A 17,811-nucleotide genomic window follows, 5' to 3' on the forward strand; every position below is an offset into this window, starting at 1 on the left:
CGCCCCTAAAAGAGCTCAGCTGGACGCGCCTTCAGGGGCGCGGGGAACTGCGCGGCCAGCCCCCACTCACCTGCTGTCGGCCCGAAAGCGCAACCCGTCCCTACAGACGGCTCATGCTCGCCGCCGCGTACAGGACGTCCCTGATCGCTTCGCGGTCACCCAGTTGCCCCGCCGCCGCCTCCGCCGGAGGTACATGGCCTGCCACCAGCTGGCAGAACTCCACGCCGTCCAGGGCCACATGGGCCACCTCGTGCTCCGCCGAACCCACCTCCGCGGGGGAGTCGAGAGGGATCAGCCACTCGCCGCCCCCATGGCCCTCGATCTCCAGCCGCAGGCTGCGGCCGGGGCGGCCGGCCGGGACCAGGTGCCTGCCGTGGGCCGGGGCCGCGAGGCCCTTCTTCCGCCGTTCCGCCAGCACCGCCGGCAGCATCCGCGCCCCCAGGTCGATCATCTTGTTGAGGTGGCGGGGGGACGGCGGGTCGTAGGGGTAGTCGACCGCCTCCGCGATGTCCTCCGCGTGGACCCAGCACTCGAAGGCGCGGTCCAGCATCGCGTCGCGCAGCGGCAGCGAGAAGTCGCCGTAGGGCACGGGGAGTTCGCCGGTGGTGCCGCCGGTGAAGGACACCGTGCGCACCAGGTCGTGGCTCTGCTCGCGCCAGGGGGTGCGCACGGAGCGGGTCGGCGGGAAGTGCGACGCGCGCCAGTACGCCTCGGTGCGGCCGGCCGGGGTGGGCGCGTCCGCGGGGACCTCGCCCATGGGGTCGTCCAGGCCCAGCGCGACCGCGACCAGGCCGTCGACCGACAGCAGGTGGGCCATGACCCCGGCGACCGTCGTACGGCGGCTCGTGGCCTCGTCGGCGTCGAACCAGCGCAGCCGCACCGGGGCGTGCCACTCGGCGTCGCCGAAGTCCTGGAGCAGGGCGTCGAGACGGGCGGTCTCGGCGTCGTACGGCGTCGCCCACTTGGGGATCGGGATGCGCGGCGGGCGGCGGTCGAGGCAGCCGTCGAGGACGCGGGTGCGCAGACCGGGGTCCAGGTCGAGGCTCTCCGGGCGCTGGAGCAGCCCGACCGCGCCGCGCAGCCGCAGTGCCTCCTCGGCGCAGGTGCCGCAGACCCCGAGGTGATCCTCCACGGCGGCCGTCTCCGCCGCGGAACACGCCGCCAGTGCCCATGCCCCGAGCAGTGACTTGAGCACGGGGTGCTCCAGGATCAGGGGGGCGGGCGGTTCGGCCGGCTCGGGCAGGGGGCGCCCGGTGTCCTCCACGGAGGCGCGGGGCAGGGGTATGCGGGGCGGGCGGTCGGGGCCGGGAACGCCGGGACCGTCACCGCCGCCGGGCAGACCGGGGCCGCCCCGGCCGTCACGGTCGCCGGGCATGCCGGGCGAGCCGTGGCCGCCGCCGGGCGCACCCGGGGCGAGGGGGTCGCCGTCCCGCTCGGGGGTGCCGTCGGGGTCGCCGGTGCCGTCGCTTCCGTTCCCGCGGCCGCCCGTGTGGCCGGTGCCGCCCGGAACCTGGCCCTCGTCACCGTCGCGCGGGTCGTCGTACGCCTCGAAACGGTCGCTCACGCCGCGCCCCCGTATCCCGGCGGGGACCCCGGCGCTCCGGAGTCGTGGGCGGTGGACAGGAGTTGCAGGCCGAGGCGCAGACGGCGCCGGGCCTCGTCCTCGGTGATGCTGAGGTCGGCGGCGGCCTGGCGGTAGTCGCGGCGCTGGAAGTAGGCCAGCTCCAGGGCGGCCCGCAGCGGGGTGGGCATGGCCTGGACGATGTAGTCGGCGCGGGCGGCGACGGAGGCGCGGTGCACCTTGCGCTCCAGCTCCTCGGTGTCGGCGACCGCGCCCTCACCGCCCTGGGTGAGCGCGGCGGTCTCGGTGGCGCGCAGCCGCTGCACGGCCAGGCGGTGGGTCAGTCCGGCGACCCAGGAGCGCAGGGGGCCCTGCTGGGGGTCGTAGGTCTCGGGGTGTTCCCAGACGTGGGCGAAGACGTCCCGGGTGATGCCGTCGGCTGCGTGTTCGTCTCCGAGCACGCGGTGGGCGAGACCGTGCACAAGCGAAGCGAAACGGTCGTAGAGCTCGCCGAGGGCGGCCGCCTCACCGCGTGCGAGCCGCTGCTGCATCTTGCGGTCCCAGCGGGGCGGTGCGTCCTTCTTCGCCATACGGCCCCCTCACCCTGGAAGTGCCCGAGTCAAGCCTGCGCCCACCGTCTCCTCGAATGTAGTCGGCACCCCCGACGGCGCACGCCCCTTTGTTCCAATGCGCGCCCCCCGAGGGCCCGCGAGTGGTAGTGGACCTTGCCTACCCCTTCCCTCTCTGATCAGACACGATCGAACAGGATCGAAGTCGACTAAAACAAGCCTCTTTCGAACGTTTCCCGTTTCTCGGTCTGTGTTTCAGGGAACGGCCGCTGGGCAGCCGCGCTCCAAGGAAGCGAAGGAAAGGCTTCCGGTTGCTTTCCGGCGAAGGAAGGGCATGGTGGTGGCGTTCAAGGTGACCGGCGACGAGCAGGGCGAGTGGGCCGTGCTCCGTGTGTCGGGCGAGCTGGACCTGGTGACCTCACCGGTGCTCCGCCAGCGCGTCCACGACGTGGTGGCCGAGGGCCGTCACAGTCTCGTCCTCGACCTCTCCGACGTGTATTTCTGCGACTCCAGCGGGGTCGGCGTGCTCATCGCCTCCCGTCGGCTGATCCGCTCCTGCGGGGGTGACCTGCGGCTGATCCTGCCCGCCCAGGGCGCCGCCGACGGCTCCCACGTCAATCGCGTCCTCGGGGCGCTGGGCGTGCGCCGGCTGTTCGAGGTCCATCCGGACGTCGACTCGGCGACCGACGAGGAGGCGGGACCACTGTCGGCATAGGCCTCGCCTCTGCCACACCTTTGTCCCGAAATTCCCCCGGTCTTGGCACAAGCGCCGCCTTCCGGCCCCCGGGGCGCCGCTCGCGTCGTACGCTCCGTGCGAGATGCACCCGATGTGATGTGAGGCGGTCCGAAGAATCATGGTCAGCAGCGAGTACGAGCGCAGGATCGCCGGCCGGTTCCTCACCTTCGACCAGGACGGCAACGGCTACATCGACCGCGAGGACTTCAACGTGGCGGCCAAGGCGCTGCTCGCGGAGTTCGGCACCACGGCACGCTCCGACAAGGGGCAGGCGCTGTACGCCGGCGCGGAGGCGTTCTGGCAGGGCATGGCGGGGATCGCGGACCGGGACGGCGACCAGCGGATCACCCGGGACGAGTTCGTGAACGGCGCGGTCAAGCGGCTGCGCGACAACCCGGACCGGTTCGCCGAGATCGCGCGCCCCTTCCTGCACGCGGCGATCGACGTGGCCGACCAGGACGGCGACGGACGCGCCACGGTGGAGGACACCGCGCGCGTGCTCAGGATCCTGGGCGTCGCCGAGGACCTCGCCCGGACGGTCGCCGCCGGCCTGGACACCGACGGCGACGGCAGGGTCGGCGAGGCCGAGATCGTCCCCGCCTTCGCCCGCTACTTCACGGTGCCCGAGTAGCGCCCGCCGATTTCACGTCCCCCGAGCAGCGCCCGCTAGGTCACCGGCCCCCCGAAGCGCTCCCGCAGCTTGTACTTGAGCACCTTCCGCAGGGTCTCGTTGCGCGGCAGGGCGGGCACCACCTCCAGTTGCTCGGGCAGCTTGTGCGTCGACAGTCCTTCCGCGCGCAGGTAGTCCGCTACGGCGTCCAGGGTCAACTCCTCGGCGCCCTCGGGCTGTTCCACCACGGCACACACGCGTTCCCCGCGCTCGGCGTCCGGCAGCCCGATCACCGCCACGTCCCCGACGGCCGGATGCGCGGCCAGCAGGTCCTCGATCTCCTTCGCCGAGATGTTCTCGCCCTTGCGGATGATCACGTCCTTGAGCCGTCCGGTGAGCACCAGATGGCCGCTGTCCTTCACGAACCCCAGGTCACCGGTGCGCAGATAGCCGTCCTCGTCGAAGGCCTCGGCGGTCTGCGCCGGATCCAGATACCCCTGGCACACCGCCTCCCCCTTCAGCCGCACCTCCCCGTCCACGATCCGCACGGACATCCCCTCCGGCGGCCGCCCCTCGGTCGTCGCGAGGTTCTCCACCGTGTCGTCCGGCGCCCCCATGGTGATCATCGGCACCTCGGTCATGCCGTACCCGTGGGTGAGCTGCACGCCCAGCTCCCGTACGACGGCGTGGTAGACCTCCGGCGGCTTGGGCGCCCCGCCCCCCGCGAGCAGCCGCAGCGTGGGAATCACCGGAACACCGGGCTGTTTGCGCTGCTCGGTGAGGAACATCGAGTAGAAGGCCGTCGAACCGCCCGCCACCGTCACCCCGTGCCTGCGGTAGCCCGCCAGCGCGTCCGGCAGCGCGAACTGCTCGAACATCACCGCCGGGAAGCCGTACAGCAGCAGCATCACGGTGTAGTCCGGGCCCGCGATGTGCGCGTACGGGAAGGCCATCGAGCCCACGTCGTCCGCCGTCAGACGCAGCGCGTGCGCGAGGCAGGAGCCGCCCGCGATCAGTGAACGGTCCGTGTGCAGCACGCCCTTGGGGTCGGAGGTGGTCCCCGAGGTCCAGTAGATCCACCGGACCGAGGTGCCGTCGGCGGGCGGGGCGGGCAGGATCGCCGGATCGCCGTCCGGGAGGTCGTCGTACGCCTCGAAGATGCCCTTGGCGCCGAGCCGCCGGGCCATCTCGGTGTGGTCGAAGCCGCGCCAGACGCCCGGCACCGCGAAGAACTCCGCCTTCGACTCCCTCAGGGCGAAGCCGACTTCACGGTCCCGGTAGAAGGGGATGACCGGCGACTGCACCGCGCCCAGGCGGGCGAGCGCGAAGGAGAGCAGGGCCGTCTCGATGCGGGTGGGCAGCTGCCAGGCGACGACCGTGCCGGGGCGTACGCCCCTGTCGTACAGGCCCGCCGCCACGCGCTCGGCACGCGCGCGAAGTTCGCCGAAGGTGAGCGTGCGGTCGTCCTGGAGGAGGACCGGGCGGTCGGGGGTCAGTTCGGCGCGGCGGGCGACCAGCTCCCACAGGGTGCGGGACGCGCTGAGCGCGTGGGCGGTGTCGGTCACGGCGGCCCCCTTGTGCGGTGACAGATCTGACGGGCAGTCAGATCGTGGGCAGAGCGTAGGGCTCCATGCCTTGTCGGTCCAGGGGTGCGGGACTTAGCCTGCCAGAATCTGACGGTTCATCAGGTAGGGACGGCTGTCATGGACCTCGCGTACACGCCGGAGGAGGAGGAGTTCCGGGCGCGGCTGCGGGAGTGGCTCGCCAAGGCGCTCCCCACCCTCCCGCCGAAGCCGTCCCCGCAGGACTGGCCCGGGCGCAGGGCGTACGACCTCGGCTGGCAGCGCATGCTCTACGACGCCGGGTACGCGCACGTGCACTGGGACGCCTCGCCGACCACGCGGTTGATCTTCCTGGAGGAGACCGAGACCGCGGGCGCGCCCTATGTGGGCGCCGGGTTCGTCGGGTTGCTGCACGCCGGGCCCACCATCGCCGCCGAAGGCACCGCCGAGCAGCGGGAACGCTGGCTGCCGCCGATCCTGCGCGGCGAGGAGGTCTGGTGCCAGGGGTTCAGCGAACCGGACGCCGGCAGCGACCTCGCCTCCCTGCGCACACGCGCGCGCAGGGACGGCGACGACTACGTGGTGACCGGGTCCAAGATCTGGACCTCGCACGCCGAAGTGGCCGACTGGTGCGAGCTGTTGGTGCGGACCGATCCGGCGGCACCGAAGCATCGGGGGATCAGCTGGCTGGCCATGCCGATGTCCTCGCCCGGTGTCGTGGTGCGGCCCCTGCGGACGCTCGCCGGGTCCACCGAGTTCGCCGAGGTGTTCCTCGACGACGTGCGGGTGCCGGTGGCGAACCGGGTGGGCGAGGAGAACGACGGGTGGCGCGTGACCATGGTGACGCTGTCCTTCGAGCGCGGGACGGCGTTCGTGGGAGAGGTGGTCGCCTGTCGGCGGGTGCTGCGGGCCGTTGCCGTGGAGGCTCGGGACAACGGGTGCTGGGACGACCCCGTGGTGCGGCGTCGGTTGGGGCGGTTGAACGCGGAGTTCCGGGCGTTGTGGCGGCTCACGCAGTGGAACGTGAGTGAGGCGGAGGGGAGTGGGGGGGTGCCGGGGGTGGGGGGTTCCGTCTTCAAGCTTCGGTACTCGCATGCGCGGCAGGAGTTGTACGAGGTGGCCGCGGAGGTGTTGGGGGTGGGGGCGCTGGATCTTGAGCGTGAGTGGGTGCTGGAGCGGTTGTCGTCGTTGTCCTACACGATCGCGGCGGGGACGTCTCAGATTCAGCGGAACATTGTGGCTGAGCGGGTTCTGGGGTTGCCGAAGGGGCGGTGAGTGCGGCGTGCGGTGGTTTGGCGAGTGCGGGCCGGTGGGGGCTGGTCGCGCAGTTCCCCGCGCCCCTGGGTGGGTTACCGCAGCCCTCGTCGAGAAGATGGGGGCGTGACATGCGGTTTCAACTGACCGGTGATCAGGTGGCGTTGCGGGACGGTGTACGGGGGTTGCTTGCCCGTCGGTTCGGTGGTGCGGCGCTGCGGGATGCCGCGGATGCTCCCGGGCTCGACCGTGGGCTGTGGCGGGAGCTGGGGGCCGCCGGGTTCTTCTCGCTGCGGGTGCCCGAGGCGGACGGTGGGGTCGGACTCGGGTTGCCGGAGGCCGTGTTGGCCTTCGAGGAGGCCGGACGGGTGCTGTTGCCCGGGCCTCTGGTGGCGACCCACCTCGCCGCGGGCGTCGTGGACGGGGCCGCCGAGGGAGCCGTCGTCGTGGCTGACGTCGACCCGAGCGGGCTCGTGGAGTGGCTGGAGGAGGCCGATGTCGTCCGGGGGGAGGCTGCGGGGGCCGTACCCCTGGCCTCGGTCGATCCGCTCACCCCGCTGCACCGGGTGCCCGGCGCACGCGCGCGTGCCGTCGATCCCGTCGCCGTGCTGCTCACCGCCGCCGAGCAGCTCGGTACGGCCACGCGTGCGTGTGAGCTGGCCGTGCAACACGCGCGGACGCGGGAGCAGTTCGGGCAGCCGATCGGGGCGTTCCAGGCGGTCAAGCATCTGTGCGCGGGGATGCTGGTGCGGGCCGAGACGGCACGGGCCGCGGTGTACGCGGCCGCCGTGACCGCCGACCCCGTGGACATCGCCGCGGCCCGGCTGCTGGCCGACGAGGCGGCAGAGCGGGGTGCCAGGGACTGTCTTCAGGTGCACGGCGGCATGGGGTTCACCTGGGAGTGCGAGGTGCAGCTGCTGCTGAAGCGGGCCTGGGTGCGGGCCCGGCGGGGCGGTGGTGGTGCGGAGAGTGAGGAGTCGCTCGCCGTCGATCTGTTGGCCTGAGGTGGCTCGCGGCCTGCCCCGTCTCCGGTGCGCCCGGTGCGGATGTCGCGGATTGTGGCATACCGGAATCACGGAGCGTTGATATCGGGTTGTGTCCTATGTGTGACTCGTCACGTCCTGGAGTCGGCGTCCTGCTCCGGTACCTTGTGTGAGATGCGAGTGGTTCGGAGCCTGAGCCATGCCGGTGTTGCCGATGGGGCCGCGCCGGACCCGGCGGTGCGCGCCGCTGCTCGCAGGGTGGGAGGGCTTTCGCCTGACCCCTGTTCGACTCCCTGTCGCGAGCGTCGCACAGTATCCCGCACGGGTACTCCTTCGCGCTGGAATATGCCCGAAGCGCTTGTTGGCGTGACTGTACGTCAACCATGCTGTCTCGTAAGGGACTCACGTTCTGTGACCCCGGCTTCGGTCATTGTCCCGGTCATGCAAAAAATGGCTACGATCGTGGCCCTCGTGAGGCGCGAGGCCATGGGCCCGCCGGTTCGGATGGTGTGAGCGGTGCAGGTGCTTCAAGTGCAGCTGGAGATCCGGCCCGACCCCGCAGAGGTGGGGCGAGCCCGGCGGTGGGCCCGCTCACGGCTCGCCGGGTCCGGGATAGGGGTCGACGAACCGCTCGCCGAGACCCTGATCCTGCTCGTGTCCGAACTGGTCACCAACGCCGTGGTGCACACCGGCCGGCCCGCCGTGCTGCGGCTGTCCCTGCCGGGCGCCGAGGCGGAGTCGGCCCCCGTCCGCCTGGAGGTGGCCGACCGCAGCGGCCGGGCTCCGGTGCCGAGATGTGTGGACGGCGACGCGACAGGCGGCCGCGGCCTCGCCCTGGTCGACGGCCTCGCGGATCGCTGGGGCTGGAGCCGGGAGGGCGCCGGCAAGAGCATCTGGTGCGAACTCGACCGCAGCGAGCGGCCGCAGGAGAACACCGAGGTCTACGACACCAAGGTCTACGACATCGACGCCTCGGCGTACGAGGGGCTGGCGGCGTTCGAGGCGGTGTGACAGCGCGGGGCGATGTGACCGTGCGGGGCGGTGTGGCAGCGCGGGGCGATGTGACCGTGCGGGGCCCCGGATCCGCCCGGCGCTCGGCTGCGGACCTGCCCGGCTCGCGGCCCCGAATTCGCCCGGCCCGTGGCCTGGAGGCCGTCCTGCGCAGGGTTGCGGACGCGCTCGGCCTGCGGCCCAACCTCCTGGCCTGCGGTCCCGGTGGGCGTCCGGCGCAGGATTGCGGACGCGCCCGGCTGCGGCCCGAACCTGCCCGGCCCGCGGCCCGGTGGTCGTCCGGCGCGTGGTTGCGGACGTGTTCGGCCTGTGGTCTCGGTGGCTGCCCGGCGGAGGGTTGCGGACGTGCTCGGTCCGCGGCCCGCACTTGCCCGGCTTGTGGCCCGGTGGGCGTCCGGCGTGGGGTTGCGGACGTGTTCGGCCTGTGGTCTCGGTGGCTGCCCGGCGGAGGGTTGCGGACGTGCTCGGCCCGCGGCCCGAACCTGCCCGGGCTGCGGTCTCGGTGGGCGTCCGGCGTGGGGTTGCGGATCCGCTCGAACCTGCCCGGCCCGAAGACCCGGCGGCCACCCGGCGCGGGGTTGTGCCGTCGGGCGTCGGTCCTCGGTCGGGTGTGGGATCGACCGGCGCATGGGTGCAGAAACCGGTCCCGTTCTCTCTCGCGGTGTGCCGGTGCGCCGGGAGGTGCATCGGTGCGCGGTCGCGGCAAACAGGGCGTAAGTAATTAATCGCCCTAAGGGTGTTGACGCAAAGTGTTCGATTGATCACGCTGGAGTCAGCGATTCGCCGCGAGGGGACGCCGAGGGCTTCGGTGACGGAGGTCCTCGACGAGAGCGGATCGTGACGCGGTGTCGACTCCCCCAGGGCGCACGGGAGTCGATGACGGCGGCGCGCGATGCCGAGCTCGGGGCGGGCCTGCGCGCGCCGCCGACCGACCTGTCACAGCACGGCCACCGGGGCCACGGGCGTTCCGGTGCCGCCGACGAACGGCTCGGGCATTGCCGACAGCAGAAACGCGTAGCGGCCCGCTTCTCCACAGGCTGTGGACAATTCCTCCAGGTTCCAGTTCTGACCCTGGAGCATCCCCATCTCCACCAGGTGCAGCGCGTGCACCGGCAGCCACAGGTCCTCGATCTCGGGCGGGAAGATCTCGAACGTCAGGGTGTCATTGGCGACCGCCGCGACATCGCGCGCGTGGAACCACTCCGGAGTGCGCACCGACAGACCGGGCGACGGATAGGCGTACGCCTCCTTGTTCCCGGCCAGATACACCTGGACCTGCCCGGTCCGTACGAGCACGACGTCACCGGCACGCACCCGCGTGCCCGCGAGTTCCTCGGCCGCCTCCAGGTCCTCCGGCGTCACCGCGTGCCCCCCGTCGAGCCGCGCCACGCCCCGCGCGCGGGCCACGTCGAGCAGCACCCCGCGCGAGACGACGTGCCGTGCCTTGTCGATCCCGCTGAACTCGGCGCCGCCGTGCGGGGTGATGGTGCCTGCGGGGCGGCCGTTGTAGAGCGTCCCCGAGTGCGAGACGTGGGTGAGGGCGTCCCAGTGGGTGGCCGCCTGGAGGCCCATGGTCACCGCGTCGTCGCTGCACGCGACCGTCCCCGGGCCGAAGATCTCCTGGTTGATCTGCACCATCGTGTGCAGGGGGTTGACCCGGCCCGGCACCATCCCGGTCTGCACGCCGTCCTGCTTCAGGGGGAGCGCCAGCGGGACGCGGCGGCCCGTGCGGACCGTCGCCGCCGCCTCGCGGACGACCTCGTCGGTGATCAGGTTCAGGGTGCCGATCTCGTCGTCGGCCCCCCAACGCCCCCAGTTGTTCACGCGCTTGGCGATGTCGTGGAACGCGGCCGGAAGTGACATCGGGCCCTCCCCGGGGCTTGTGTCCGCACATCTGACGGGTCATAAAATCTAACGGTCCGTCAGAAACCGCGGGAAGGGGCCGGGCGTGGGGAACTTCTTGGCAGGCAAGGTCGTCGCCGTGACCGGCGCGGGGCGGGGGATCGGACGGGCGGTGGCCCTGGCCGCGGCGGCCGAGGGGGCGAAGGCCGTCGTCAACGACTACGGCGTCTCCGTGGACGGGGCGTCCCCCACGAGCGAGGTCGCCTCCGCGGTGGTGAAGGAGATCGAGGCGGCCGGGGGTGAGGCCGTCGCCGTGGCCGACGACATCTCGACGATGGCGGGTGGGCAGCGGGTCGTCGACACCGCGCTGTCCTCCTACGGGCGGCTCGACGGTGTGGTCTGCGTGGCCGGGATCCTGCGGGAGCGGATGCTGTTCAACATGTCCGAGGAGGAGTGGGACCCGGTGGTCGCGACCCATCTGAAGGGGACGTTCACCGTGTTCCGGGCGGCTTCCGCGGTGATGCGGCAGCAGCGGGCGGGGACGTTGATCGGATTCACCAGCGGGAACCATCAGGGGTCCTTTTCGCAGGCCAATTACAGCGCGGCGAAAGGGGGGATCATCTCGCTCGTGCGCAGTGCGGCTCTCGCGATGCACAAGTACGGGGTGACCGCGAACGCGGTGGCGCCGGTGGCTCGTACGCGGATGTCGGCGAACGTTCCCTTCGATCTGGCGGAGATCGGGGAGCCGGAGGATGTGGCGGCGATGGTGGTCTATCTGCTGTCCTCGCGGGCCCGGGAGATCACCGGGCAGGTGTACACGGTGGCGGGGGCGAAGATCGCGGTGTGGGCTCAGCCGCGGGAGGTGCGTGCCGCGTATGCCTCCGGCGGGTGGACGCCCGAGTCGATCGCGGAGTTCCTGCCGGGGTCGGTGGGGGTGGATCCGATGCCGTTGCTTTCGGGGCCGGGTGCCTAGGGGGTCGGGGGTGCGCGTGATCTGGCGGGTGCGGGTCGTGTGTGGCTGGTCGCGCAGTTCCCTGCGCCCCTGGGTGGGATACCTGGACCGGTGTGGATAGGAGACCCTCGTGGATTTCGGATTCACCGGCGAGGACGAGGCGTTCCGTGCCGAAGTGCGGGAATGGCTCTCCTGTCACGCCGATGGCGCTCAGGACCGTCGTGGCTGGGAACGCACTCTCGGGAAGTCCGGTTGGATCGGGCTCGGTTGGGGTGCGGCCGGGTACGGGAATCGGACCGCCACGCTGACCCAACAAGTCGTCTGGGCCGAGGAGTACGCGCGGTCCGGGGCGCCTGCGCGGTCCGGGCACATCGGGGAGAAGTTGCTCGCGCCCACTCTTCTCGCGCACGGCAGTGATGAGCAGAAGCGGCGGTTTCTGCCTCCCGTCGCCGCTGGGGAGGAGTTGTGGTGTCAGGGGTACAGCGAGCCCGGGGCCGGGTCCGATCTCGCCGGGGTGCGGACCAGGGCCGTGCGGGGCGGGGACGGGTCGTATCGGATCAGTGGGCAGAAGATCTGGACCTCGCTGGCGCACGAGGCGGACTGGTGTTTTGTGCTGGCCCGGACCGATCCGGAGTCGCGTCGGCACCATGGGCTGTCCTTTCTCCTCGTGCCCATGGATCAGCCGGGGCTCGTCGAGGTGCGGCCCATTCGGCAGATGACCGGGACCAGTGAGTTCAACGAGGTCTTCTTCGACGGGGCCCACGCGCGGGCGGAACATGTCGTCGGGGGCGAGGGGAACGGCTGGCGGGTGGCCATGAGCCTGCTGGGCTTCGAGCGCGGGGTGTCCACGCTGGCCCAACAGGTCGGTTTTGCGCAGGAGTTGAGCCGGGTCGTGCGGGACGCCGTACGCAGTGACGCCGTCGCCGATCCCGTCGTACGCGCTCTGCTCGTGCGGCAGTGGGCCGAGTTGCGGGTCATGCGGTGGAACGCGCTGCGCACGCTGGGCGGTTCGGGGGACACCGGGGCGCCCAATGTGGCCAAGCTGCTGTGGGCCGGGTGGCATCAGCGGCTCGGGGAGCTGGCGATGCTCGTGCGCGGGGCGCAGGCCGCGGTCGGGCCCCGGGAGTGGTCCCCGGCGTCGCCGTACGAACTCGACGAGGCGCAGCACCTGTTCCTGTTCTCGCGGGCCGACACCGTCTACGGCGGCTCGGACCAGGTCCAGCGCACCATCATCGCCGAGCGGGTGCTCGGTCTGCCCAGGGAACCCAAGGGGGTCGTCTGATGCGCGGCGTGCTGTTCGACGGGAGGCAGATCCAGGTCGTCGACGACCTGGAGGTGCGGGATCCGGGGCCCGGGGAGGTGCTGGTCGCGATCGCGGCGGCCGGGCTGTGCCACAGCGACCTGTCCGTGGTGGACGGGACCATTCCGTTCCCGGTGCCGGTGGTGCTCGGGCATGAGGGCGCCGGGGTCGTGGAGGCCGTGGGGGAGGGGGTCGGGCATGTCGGGCCCGGGGACCATGTGGCGCTGTCCACGCTGGCCAACTGCGGTGCCTGTGCCGACTGCGACCGGGGGCGGCCGACCATGTGCCGCAAGGCCATCGGGCGGCCGCAGAAGCCCTTCTCGCGGGGCGGGGAGCGGGTGTTCCAGTTCGCGAGCAACTCCGCCTTCGCGGAACGGACCGTGGTGAAGGCCGTCCAGGCGGTCCGGATCCCCGAGGACATCCCGCTGACGTCCGCCGCGCTCATCGGGTGCGGGGTGCTGACCGGGGCGGGAGCCGTGCTCAACCGGGCCCGGGTGGACCTCGGGGACAGCGTGCTGGTGATCGGGACCGGGGGGATCGGGCTCAACGTCATCCAGGGCGCGCGGATCGCCGGGGCGTCGCGGATCGTGGCCGTGGACGCCAATCCGGCCAAGGAGGCGGTGGCCCGGCAGTTCGGGGCGAGTGACTTCCTGACGTCGGTGGAGGGGGTGCGGGAGCTGCTGCCGTACGGCGTGGACCACGCCTTCGAGTGCGTGGGGCGGGTCGAACTCGTGCGCGCCGCCATCGACCTGCTGGACCGGCACGGACAGGCGGTGCTGCTGGGGACGCCGGCCGCGGGTGCGGAGGCGTCCTTCGTCGTCTCGTCGATGTTCCTCGACAAGGCCGTCCTCGGCTGCCGTTACGGGTCCTCGCGGCCCCAGCGGGACATCCCGAGGTACGCCGAGCTCTACCGCCAGGGCCGCCTCTTCCTCGACGAACTGGTCACCGAGACCTACCCGATCGAGGACTTCGAGAAGGCGGTCGGGGACGCGGAGGCGGGACGGGTGGCGCGAGGAGTGCTGACCTTCTGACCTGTCGTCCCGGCCCGGAAGGTGCGGCGGTACGCGGTCGGGGTGACGCCGAGCGCCGCCTGGAGGTGCTGGCGCATCGACTGGGCCGTGCCGAAGCCCGCGTCGTGGGCCACCTGGTCCACGGAGAGGTCGGTGGACTCCAGGAGGTGCCGAGCGCGCTCCACCCGCTGCTGGGTGAGCCACTGGCCGGGGCTGATGCCGGCCTCCTCGCGGAAGCGGCGCGTGAAGGTGCGCACCGACATGGCCTCCTGCGCGGCCATGTCCCGCAGCTGGATCGGTTCGTGGAGGCGGCCCAGCGCCCAGGCGCGGGCCGAGGTGGTGGTCGACGCCTGGGGGTCGGGAACCGGGCGGTGGATGTACTGCGCCTGACCGCCGTCCCGGTGCGGCGGTACGACGGTGCGGCGGGCCACCTCGTTGGCGACCGCCGTGCCGTGGTCGCGGCGGACCATGTGCAGGCACAGGTCGACACCGGCCGCCACGCCCGCGGACGTCAGGACGTCGCCGTCGTCGATGAACAGGACCTCCGGATCGACCCTGATCTGCGGGAAGAGCTCCTGGAGCCGGTCGGAGTCGGCCCAGTGCGTGGTGGCGGGGCGGCCGTCGAGGTAACCGGCGGCGGCGAGGACGTAGACACCGGTGCAGATGGAGGCGAGCCGGGTGCCGGGGCGGATGTGGGCGAGCGCGGCGGCCAGTTCGTCGGTCAGCTCGCCCCGCTCGAAGACCGGGCCCAGTTCGTACGACGCCGGGACGATCACGGTGTCGGCGGTGGCCAGGGTCTCCGGGCCGTGCTCGACCTGGATGGCGAAGTCGGCGTCGGTCTGCACCGGGCCCGGCGGGCGGATCGAGCAGGTGACGACGTCGTACAGCAGCCGCCCCTCGGCGTCCCGGGGCCGGCCGAAGATCCGGTGCGGGATGCCCAGCTCGAAGGGGAGGACACCGTCCATGGCGAGGACGACGACGCGGTGCGGCTTCATGGCCCGATCCTAACGAATGCTGTCCTTCGGGCCAATGGATTCGCCGGGCCGCAGGCCGCACGCTCTATGTCGTGACCCAGACAACCGAAGCCGCAGCCGTCGAGGAAACCCGGTCCCCCGGAGGATTCCGCATCCACCGCGCCTGGTTCGTCGCCGCCGTCACCTTCGTGACGATCATCGGCGCCGCCGCCTTCCGCTCCCTGCCCGGCCTCCTCATCGACCCCCTGCACCAGGACTTCGGCTGGTCACGCGGCACCATCGGCGCGGCCGTCTCCGTCAACCTCGCCCTCTACGGCCTGACCGCGCCCTTCGCGGCCGCGCTGATGGACCGTTTCGGCATCCGGCGGGTGGTCGCCGTCGCGCTGACCGTGATCGCCGTCGGCTCGGGCCTGACCGTGTGGATGACGGCCGCCTGGCAGCTGATGCTCTACTGGGGTCTGCTCGTCGGCCTCGGCAGCGGCTCGATGGCCCTCGCCTTCGCCGCGACCGTCACCAACCGCTGGTTCACCGAGCGGCGCGGCCTGGTCACCGGCATCCTGACCGCCGCCTCCGCCTCCGGCCAGCTGATCTTCCTGCCGCTGCTGTCCTGGATGGTCGAGGAGCACGACTGGAGGCCCGCGGCGATCACGGTCGCACTCGCCGCCCTCGCGGTCGTTCCCTTCGTCTGGCTGCTGCTGCGCGACCACCCGGCCGACGTGGGCCTCAGGCCGTACGGCGCGAAGGAGTTCGTACCGAAGCCGGAGCCCGTCCCCGGTGCCGCCCGCCGAGCGGTGACGGTGCTGTTCAAGGCCGCCCGCACCGGCCCCTTCTGGCTGCTCGCCGGCACCTTCGCGATCTGCGGGGCCTCCACCAACGGCCTCGTCCAGACCCACTTCGTGCCCGCCGCCCACGACCACGGCATGCCCGTCACGGCCGCCGCCTCGCTGCTCGCGGTCATCGGCGTCTTCGACGTCGTGGGCACGGTGGCCTCCGGCTGGTTCACCGACCGCTTCGAACCCCGCCGCCTGCTCGCGGTGTACTACGCCCTGCGCGGCATCTCGCTGCTGTTCCTGCCCATGCTCCTGGCCCCGTCGGTGCACCCGCCGATGCTCTTCTTCATCGTCTTCTACGGCCTCGACTGGGTCGCCACCGTCCCGCCCACCGTCGCGCTGTGCCGTGAGCAGTACGGCGAGGACAGCGCGATCGTTTTCGGCTGGGTCCTCGCCTCCCACCAGGTCGGCGCGGCCCTGATCGCCTTCCTCGGCGGAGTGGCCCGGGACGTGTTCGGCACGTACGACATGGTCTGGTACGCCTCGGGGGCGCTGTGCGCGGCGGCGGCGCTGATGGCCCTCGTGATCCGGCGCCGGCCGGCCGCCCCCGCGCTCGCGATCGCCTAGCGCCGGCCCCCGCTCACAGGTCGCCCTCCAGGACCGTCCGGGTCATCGGCGGACGGTCCCAGCGGGCGAGGAGTTCGTTGGCGAGGTCGACCACTGGGAGCGGGTGCCGTTCGCCGTGGACCTCGATGCCGGCCGCGAGCAGGCTCCGGGGGACCGCGTCGGCGTCCAGGAGCGTCCGCCAGTCCTCCGGGGCGAGCTCCAGATATTCGAGGCCGGTCAGCTTCGCGATCTCCAGCGGGTCGGCGAGCGTCCCGGGATACGCGCTGAGCGTCCGCAGCCGGGGGAGCCCGACGACGGGGGCCAGGCTGACGGGGGCGCCCTCCCACACGCCGATGGACAGGACTTCGAGGGCGGGGTCGGCGGCCTCCTCCACACTGCCGAGGCTCGCGACATTGACGTACGCCACCTCCGGCGCCTCTCTGCGGTGAGCGCGCTCCTCGCGCTCCCCGTCGCGCACCAGGCCGGTCAGCGAGGCCGCGAGCAGGTCGGCGCCGATGTTCTCCTCGTGGCCGATCAGGATGATCTGCCCTGTGTGACCGCGTGGACCCGGGGTCAGGTCGACCGCGAGCCGGTCACCGCCGCCGTTGTCACCGAAGACGATCCAGCCGGGGGAGCCGACCAGGCCCTGCACCGCCGCGTCGGGCGGGGTGACGACCGCCTCCATCGCCGCGAACTGCCAAGGACTCCTGCGGGACGCGGCGTCGGCGACGTACAGGCGGTCCAGCGGGAACAGCTCGCAGCCCACCGCGTCATAGACCGGCTCCGCCGTGTCGTAGTCGCCCCAGTCCTCCCACCGCGCCCGCGTCACCCGGTACAGCGCCTTCAGCTCCTCGGGCAGCGTGCTGCCGAGGCGCTCCTCCGCGGCCGCGATCTCCGCCTCGGTGGCGCCGATCGCGTCGGGGAGCCGCTCGCGCAGGGTCCGCTCCAGCAGCGCGGGATCGGCCGCCGGGTCCGGGGCGGCCCCGGCCACGGGGTCGGGCAGCCGCCGCCAGGGCTCGGGTACGGCGCCCTCGACCAGCAGGATCGAGCCCGGGTGCGGTCCGCCGATGCCGGGTTCCACGGCGGGACCGGTCTCGATGAGGTGCAGGACGGCCCGGCCGGCCGGTGAGATCTCCGCGACGAACGCGACGCCGTCGACCCCGGACTCGGCGAGCGCCGTGTGCACCCGCCGCACCGCGTCGAACTCCTCCTGCATGTCCTCGATCTGGGCGGCCTGGCCGGGAGGGGGCGATCGCCGTCGCACCGGCACGCTCCACGCGCCGTGGCTGATGTGCCCGGCCACATGGCCGCCCGGCGCGGCGAGGCGCTCCGCGTTGTCGGTGTACAGGAGCCACAACAGCGGTTCCCAGGTGGTGAATTCATGGATCGGGGACAAGGCGGGCTCTCCGTCGCTCCGGCGGTCGTGGCGCAGCGATTATCGCGGCGGCCACTGACAACCGGCCCCACCGGACCGGTCCGGACGGGTCCCTCAGATGAAGCGCCCTTGGTGGAACAGCAGGGGCAGCTCGCCCTCTCCCGCCCCCAGCGCGTCCACCCGTCCCACCACGATCAGATGGTCACCGCCGGTGTGCACCGCGTGGATCGTGCAGTCGATCCACGCGAGCGTGCCCGCGAGGCGCGGTGAGCCGGAGACCGGGGACGGTTCATGGCGCACGCCCGCGAACTTGTCGGCGCCGCTCACCGCGAACGCCCGGCACAGCTCGCCCTGTTCGGCGCTGAGGACGTTCACGCAGAAGACGCCCGCCTGGGCGATCCGCGGCCAGGTGCCCGACGTACGGCCCACCATGAACGCGACGAGCGGCGGGTCCAGGGAGAGGGAGGAGAAGGACTGGCAGGCGAAGCCGGCGGGAGGTGTGCCCGGGGCCGTGATCACGGTGACGCCGGTCGCGAAGTTCCCGAGCACCCGCCGGAACTCGGCCGGGTCGAGCGGCGCGCGCTCGTCCTCGCGGACGCACCTCAGCTCGGGCCGGGGCAGTGCCTCCACCGGCCGCGCCCCGGTCGACCTCAGATAACGGACGGCCGCTTCCGCCGTCCCCGCTTGTCCCATCAC

General features: G+C 72.2%; 16 protein-coding genes. 9 read left to right on the forward strand and 7 right to left on the reverse strand.

Annotation, left to right across the window (positions count from 1 at the left end; translation table 11 throughout):
• Nucleotides 1–100 precede the first annotated feature (100 nt).
• Nucleotides 101–1,564 carry an MDMPI N domain containing protein gene (locus ACFULQ_RS13795; RefSeq protein ID WP_383542580.1) on the reverse strand — a complete coding sequence of 488 codons (1,464 nt, stop codon included), beginning with the start codon at nt 1,562–1,564 and terminating at the stop codon, nt 101–103.
• On the reverse strand, nt 1,561–2,151 hold the full coding sequence (locus tag ACFULQ_RS13800) for a sigma-70 family RNA polymerase sigma factor (protein ID WP_383542583.1): 591 nt from the start codon (nt 2,149–2,151) through the stop codon (nt 1,561–1,563). The genes ACFULQ_RS13795 and ACFULQ_RS13800 overlap by 4 nt, the downstream gene beginning before the upstream one ends.
• 313 nt (nt 2,152–2,464) lie before the next feature.
• Between ACFULQ_RS13800 and ACFULQ_RS13805 the strand changes: the two genes are divergently transcribed.
• Complete coding sequence (locus ACFULQ_RS13805; protein ID WP_383542585.1) at nt 2,465–2,845, forward strand: STAS domain-containing protein; 381 nt, start codon at nt 2,465–2,467, stop codon at nt 2,843–2,845.
• 139 nt (nt 2,846–2,984) lie between these two features.
• On the forward strand, nt 2,985–3,497 hold the full coding sequence (locus ACFULQ_RS13810) for an EF-hand domain-containing protein (protein WP_383542588.1): 513 nt from the start codon (nt 2,985–2,987) through the stop codon (nt 3,495–3,497).
• A gap of 35 nt (nt 3,498–3,532) precedes the next feature.
• On the opposite strand, the gene ACFULQ_RS13815 is transcribed toward ACFULQ_RS13810, so the two are convergent.
• A complete protein-coding gene (locus ACFULQ_RS13815) occupies nt 3,533–5,041 on the reverse strand; it encodes a class I adenylate-forming enzyme family protein (protein ID WP_383542591.1) in 1,509 nt (502 codons plus the stop codon).
• Between the two features lie 138 nt (nt 5,042–5,179).
• Here ACFULQ_RS13815 and ACFULQ_RS13820 point away from each other — a divergent pair, with 138 nt between their 5' ends.
• From ACFULQ_RS13820 to ACFULQ_RS13830, 3 genes are all read left to right on the forward strand, one after another.
• Complete coding sequence (locus ACFULQ_RS13820; protein ID WP_383542594.1) at nt 5,180–6,313, forward strand: acyl-CoA dehydrogenase family protein; 1,134 nt, start codon at nt 5,180–5,182, stop codon at nt 6,311–6,313.
• A 110-nt stretch (nt 6,314–6,423) separates the two neighbouring features.
• A complete protein-coding gene (locus tag ACFULQ_RS13825; protein ID WP_383542597.1) occupies nt 6,424–7,296 on the forward strand; it encodes an acyl-CoA dehydrogenase family protein in 873 nt (290 codons plus the stop codon).
• A 510-nt stretch (nt 7,297–7,806) separates the two neighbouring features.
• On the forward strand, nt 7,807–8,286 hold the full coding sequence (locus ACFULQ_RS13830; protein ID WP_383542599.1) for an ATP-binding protein: 480 nt from the start codon (nt 7,807–7,809) through the stop codon (nt 8,284–8,286).
• 936 nt (nt 8,287–9,222) lie between these two features.
• Here ACFULQ_RS13830 and ACFULQ_RS13835 read toward each other — a convergent pair.
• On the reverse strand, nt 9,223–10,149 hold the full coding sequence (locus ACFULQ_RS13835; protein ID WP_383542602.1) for a cyclase family protein: 927 nt from the start codon (nt 10,147–10,149) through the stop codon (nt 9,223–9,225).
• An 85-nt stretch (nt 10,150–10,234) separates the two neighbouring features.
• On the opposite strand from ACFULQ_RS13835, the gene ACFULQ_RS13840 reads away from it, so the two are divergent.
• The 3 genes from ACFULQ_RS13840 to ACFULQ_RS13850 all read left to right on the forward strand — a co-directional run bounded on the left by ACFULQ_RS13840 (nt 10,235) and on the right by ACFULQ_RS13850 (nt 13,411).
• Nucleotides 10,235–11,101 (forward strand): SDR family NAD(P)-dependent oxidoreductase, encoded by an 867-nt coding sequence (locus ACFULQ_RS13840; RefSeq protein WP_383542605.1) that lies wholly within the window; start codon nt 10,235–10,237, stop codon nt 11,099–11,101.
• A 109-nt stretch (nt 11,102–11,210) separates the two neighbouring features.
• On the forward strand, nt 11,211–12,362 hold the full coding sequence (locus ACFULQ_RS13845) for an acyl-CoA dehydrogenase family protein (RefSeq protein ID WP_383542608.1): 1,152 nt from the start codon (nt 11,211–11,213) through the stop codon (nt 12,360–12,362).
• Entirely contained in the window at nt 12,362–13,411 is a 1,050-nt protein-coding gene (locus ACFULQ_RS13850) for a Zn-dependent alcohol dehydrogenase (protein WP_383542611.1), read from the forward strand. Before ACFULQ_RS13845 ends, ACFULQ_RS13850 begins: the two co-directional genes overlap by 1 nt.
• Here the strand turns inward: ACFULQ_RS13850 and ACFULQ_RS13855 are convergent.
• A complete protein-coding gene (locus tag ACFULQ_RS13855) occupies nt 13,333–14,385 on the reverse strand; it encodes a GlxA family transcriptional regulator (protein WP_383542614.1) in 1,053 nt (350 codons plus the stop codon). The genes ACFULQ_RS13850 and ACFULQ_RS13855 overlap by 79 nt on opposite strands.
• Nucleotides 14,386–14,456: 71 nt before the next feature.
• Here ACFULQ_RS13855 and ACFULQ_RS13860 point away from each other — a divergent pair, with 71 nt between their 5' ends.
• The gene (locus ACFULQ_RS13860; protein ID WP_383542617.1) at nt 14,457–15,761 is read left to right on the forward strand and encodes an MFS transporter; all 1,305 of its coding nucleotides are present in this window, start codon (nt 14,457–14,459) and stop codon (nt 15,759–15,761) included.
• A 13-nt stretch (nt 15,762–15,774) separates the two neighbouring features.
• Here the strand turns inward: ACFULQ_RS13860 and ACFULQ_RS13865 are convergent, their stop codons facing one another.
• A complete protein-coding gene (locus ACFULQ_RS13865) occupies nt 15,775–17,136 on the reverse strand; it encodes an SMI1/KNR4 family protein (protein ID WP_383542620.1) in 1,362 nt (453 codons plus the stop codon).
• Between the two features lie 93 nt (nt 17,137–17,229).
• The gene (locus tag ACFULQ_RS13870; protein ID WP_383542623.1) at nt 17,230–17,808 is read right to left on the reverse strand and encodes a flavin reductase family protein; all 579 of its coding nucleotides are present in this window, start codon (nt 17,806–17,808) and stop codon (nt 17,230–17,232) included.
• Nucleotides 17,809–17,811 lie beyond the last annotated feature (3 nt).

The sequence above is a fragment of the Streptomyces sp. NPDC057253 genome (assembly GCF_042669125.1).
Classification (GTDB): Bacteria; Actinomycetota; Actinomycetes; order Streptomycetales; family Streptomycetaceae; genus Streptomyces.

Bases quoted from the DNA above. Each gene is read 5' to 3' on its own strand.
- ACFULQ_RS13800 (WP_383542583.1), bottom strand. From the start codon at position 2,151: ATGGCGAAGAAGGACGCACCGCCCCGCTGGGACCGCAAGATGCAGCAG.
- ACFULQ_RS13805 (WP_383542585.1), top strand. From the start codon at position 2,465: ATGGTGGTGGCGTTCAAGGTGACCGGCGACGAGCAGGGCGAGTGGGCC.
- ACFULQ_RS13810 (WP_383542588.1), top strand. From the start codon at position 2,985: ATGGTCAGCAGCGAGTACGAGCGCAGGATCGCCGGCCGGTTCCTCACC.
- ACFULQ_RS13820 (WP_383542594.1), top strand. From the start codon at position 5,180: ATGGACCTCGCGTACACGCCGGAGGAGGAGGAGTTCCGGGCGCGGCTG.
- ACFULQ_RS13825 (WP_383542597.1), top strand. From the start codon at position 6,424: ATGCGGTTTCAACTGACCGGTGATCAGGTGGCGTTGCGGGACGGTGTA.
- ACFULQ_RS13835 (WP_383542602.1), bottom strand. From the start codon at position 10,149: ATGTCACTTCCGGCCGCGTTCCACGACATCGCCAAGCGCGTGAACAAC.
- ACFULQ_RS13850 (WP_383542611.1), top strand. From the start codon at position 12,362: ATGCGCGGCGTGCTGTTCGACGGGAGGCAGATCCAGGTCGTCGACGAC.
- ACFULQ_RS13855 (WP_383542614.1), bottom strand. From the start codon at position 14,385: ATGAAGCCGCACCGCGTCGTCGTCCTCGCCATGGACGGTGTCCTCCCC.
- ACFULQ_RS13870 (WP_383542623.1), bottom strand. From the start codon at position 17,808: ATGGGACAAGCGGGGACGGCGGAAGCGGCCGTCCGTTATCTGAGGTCG.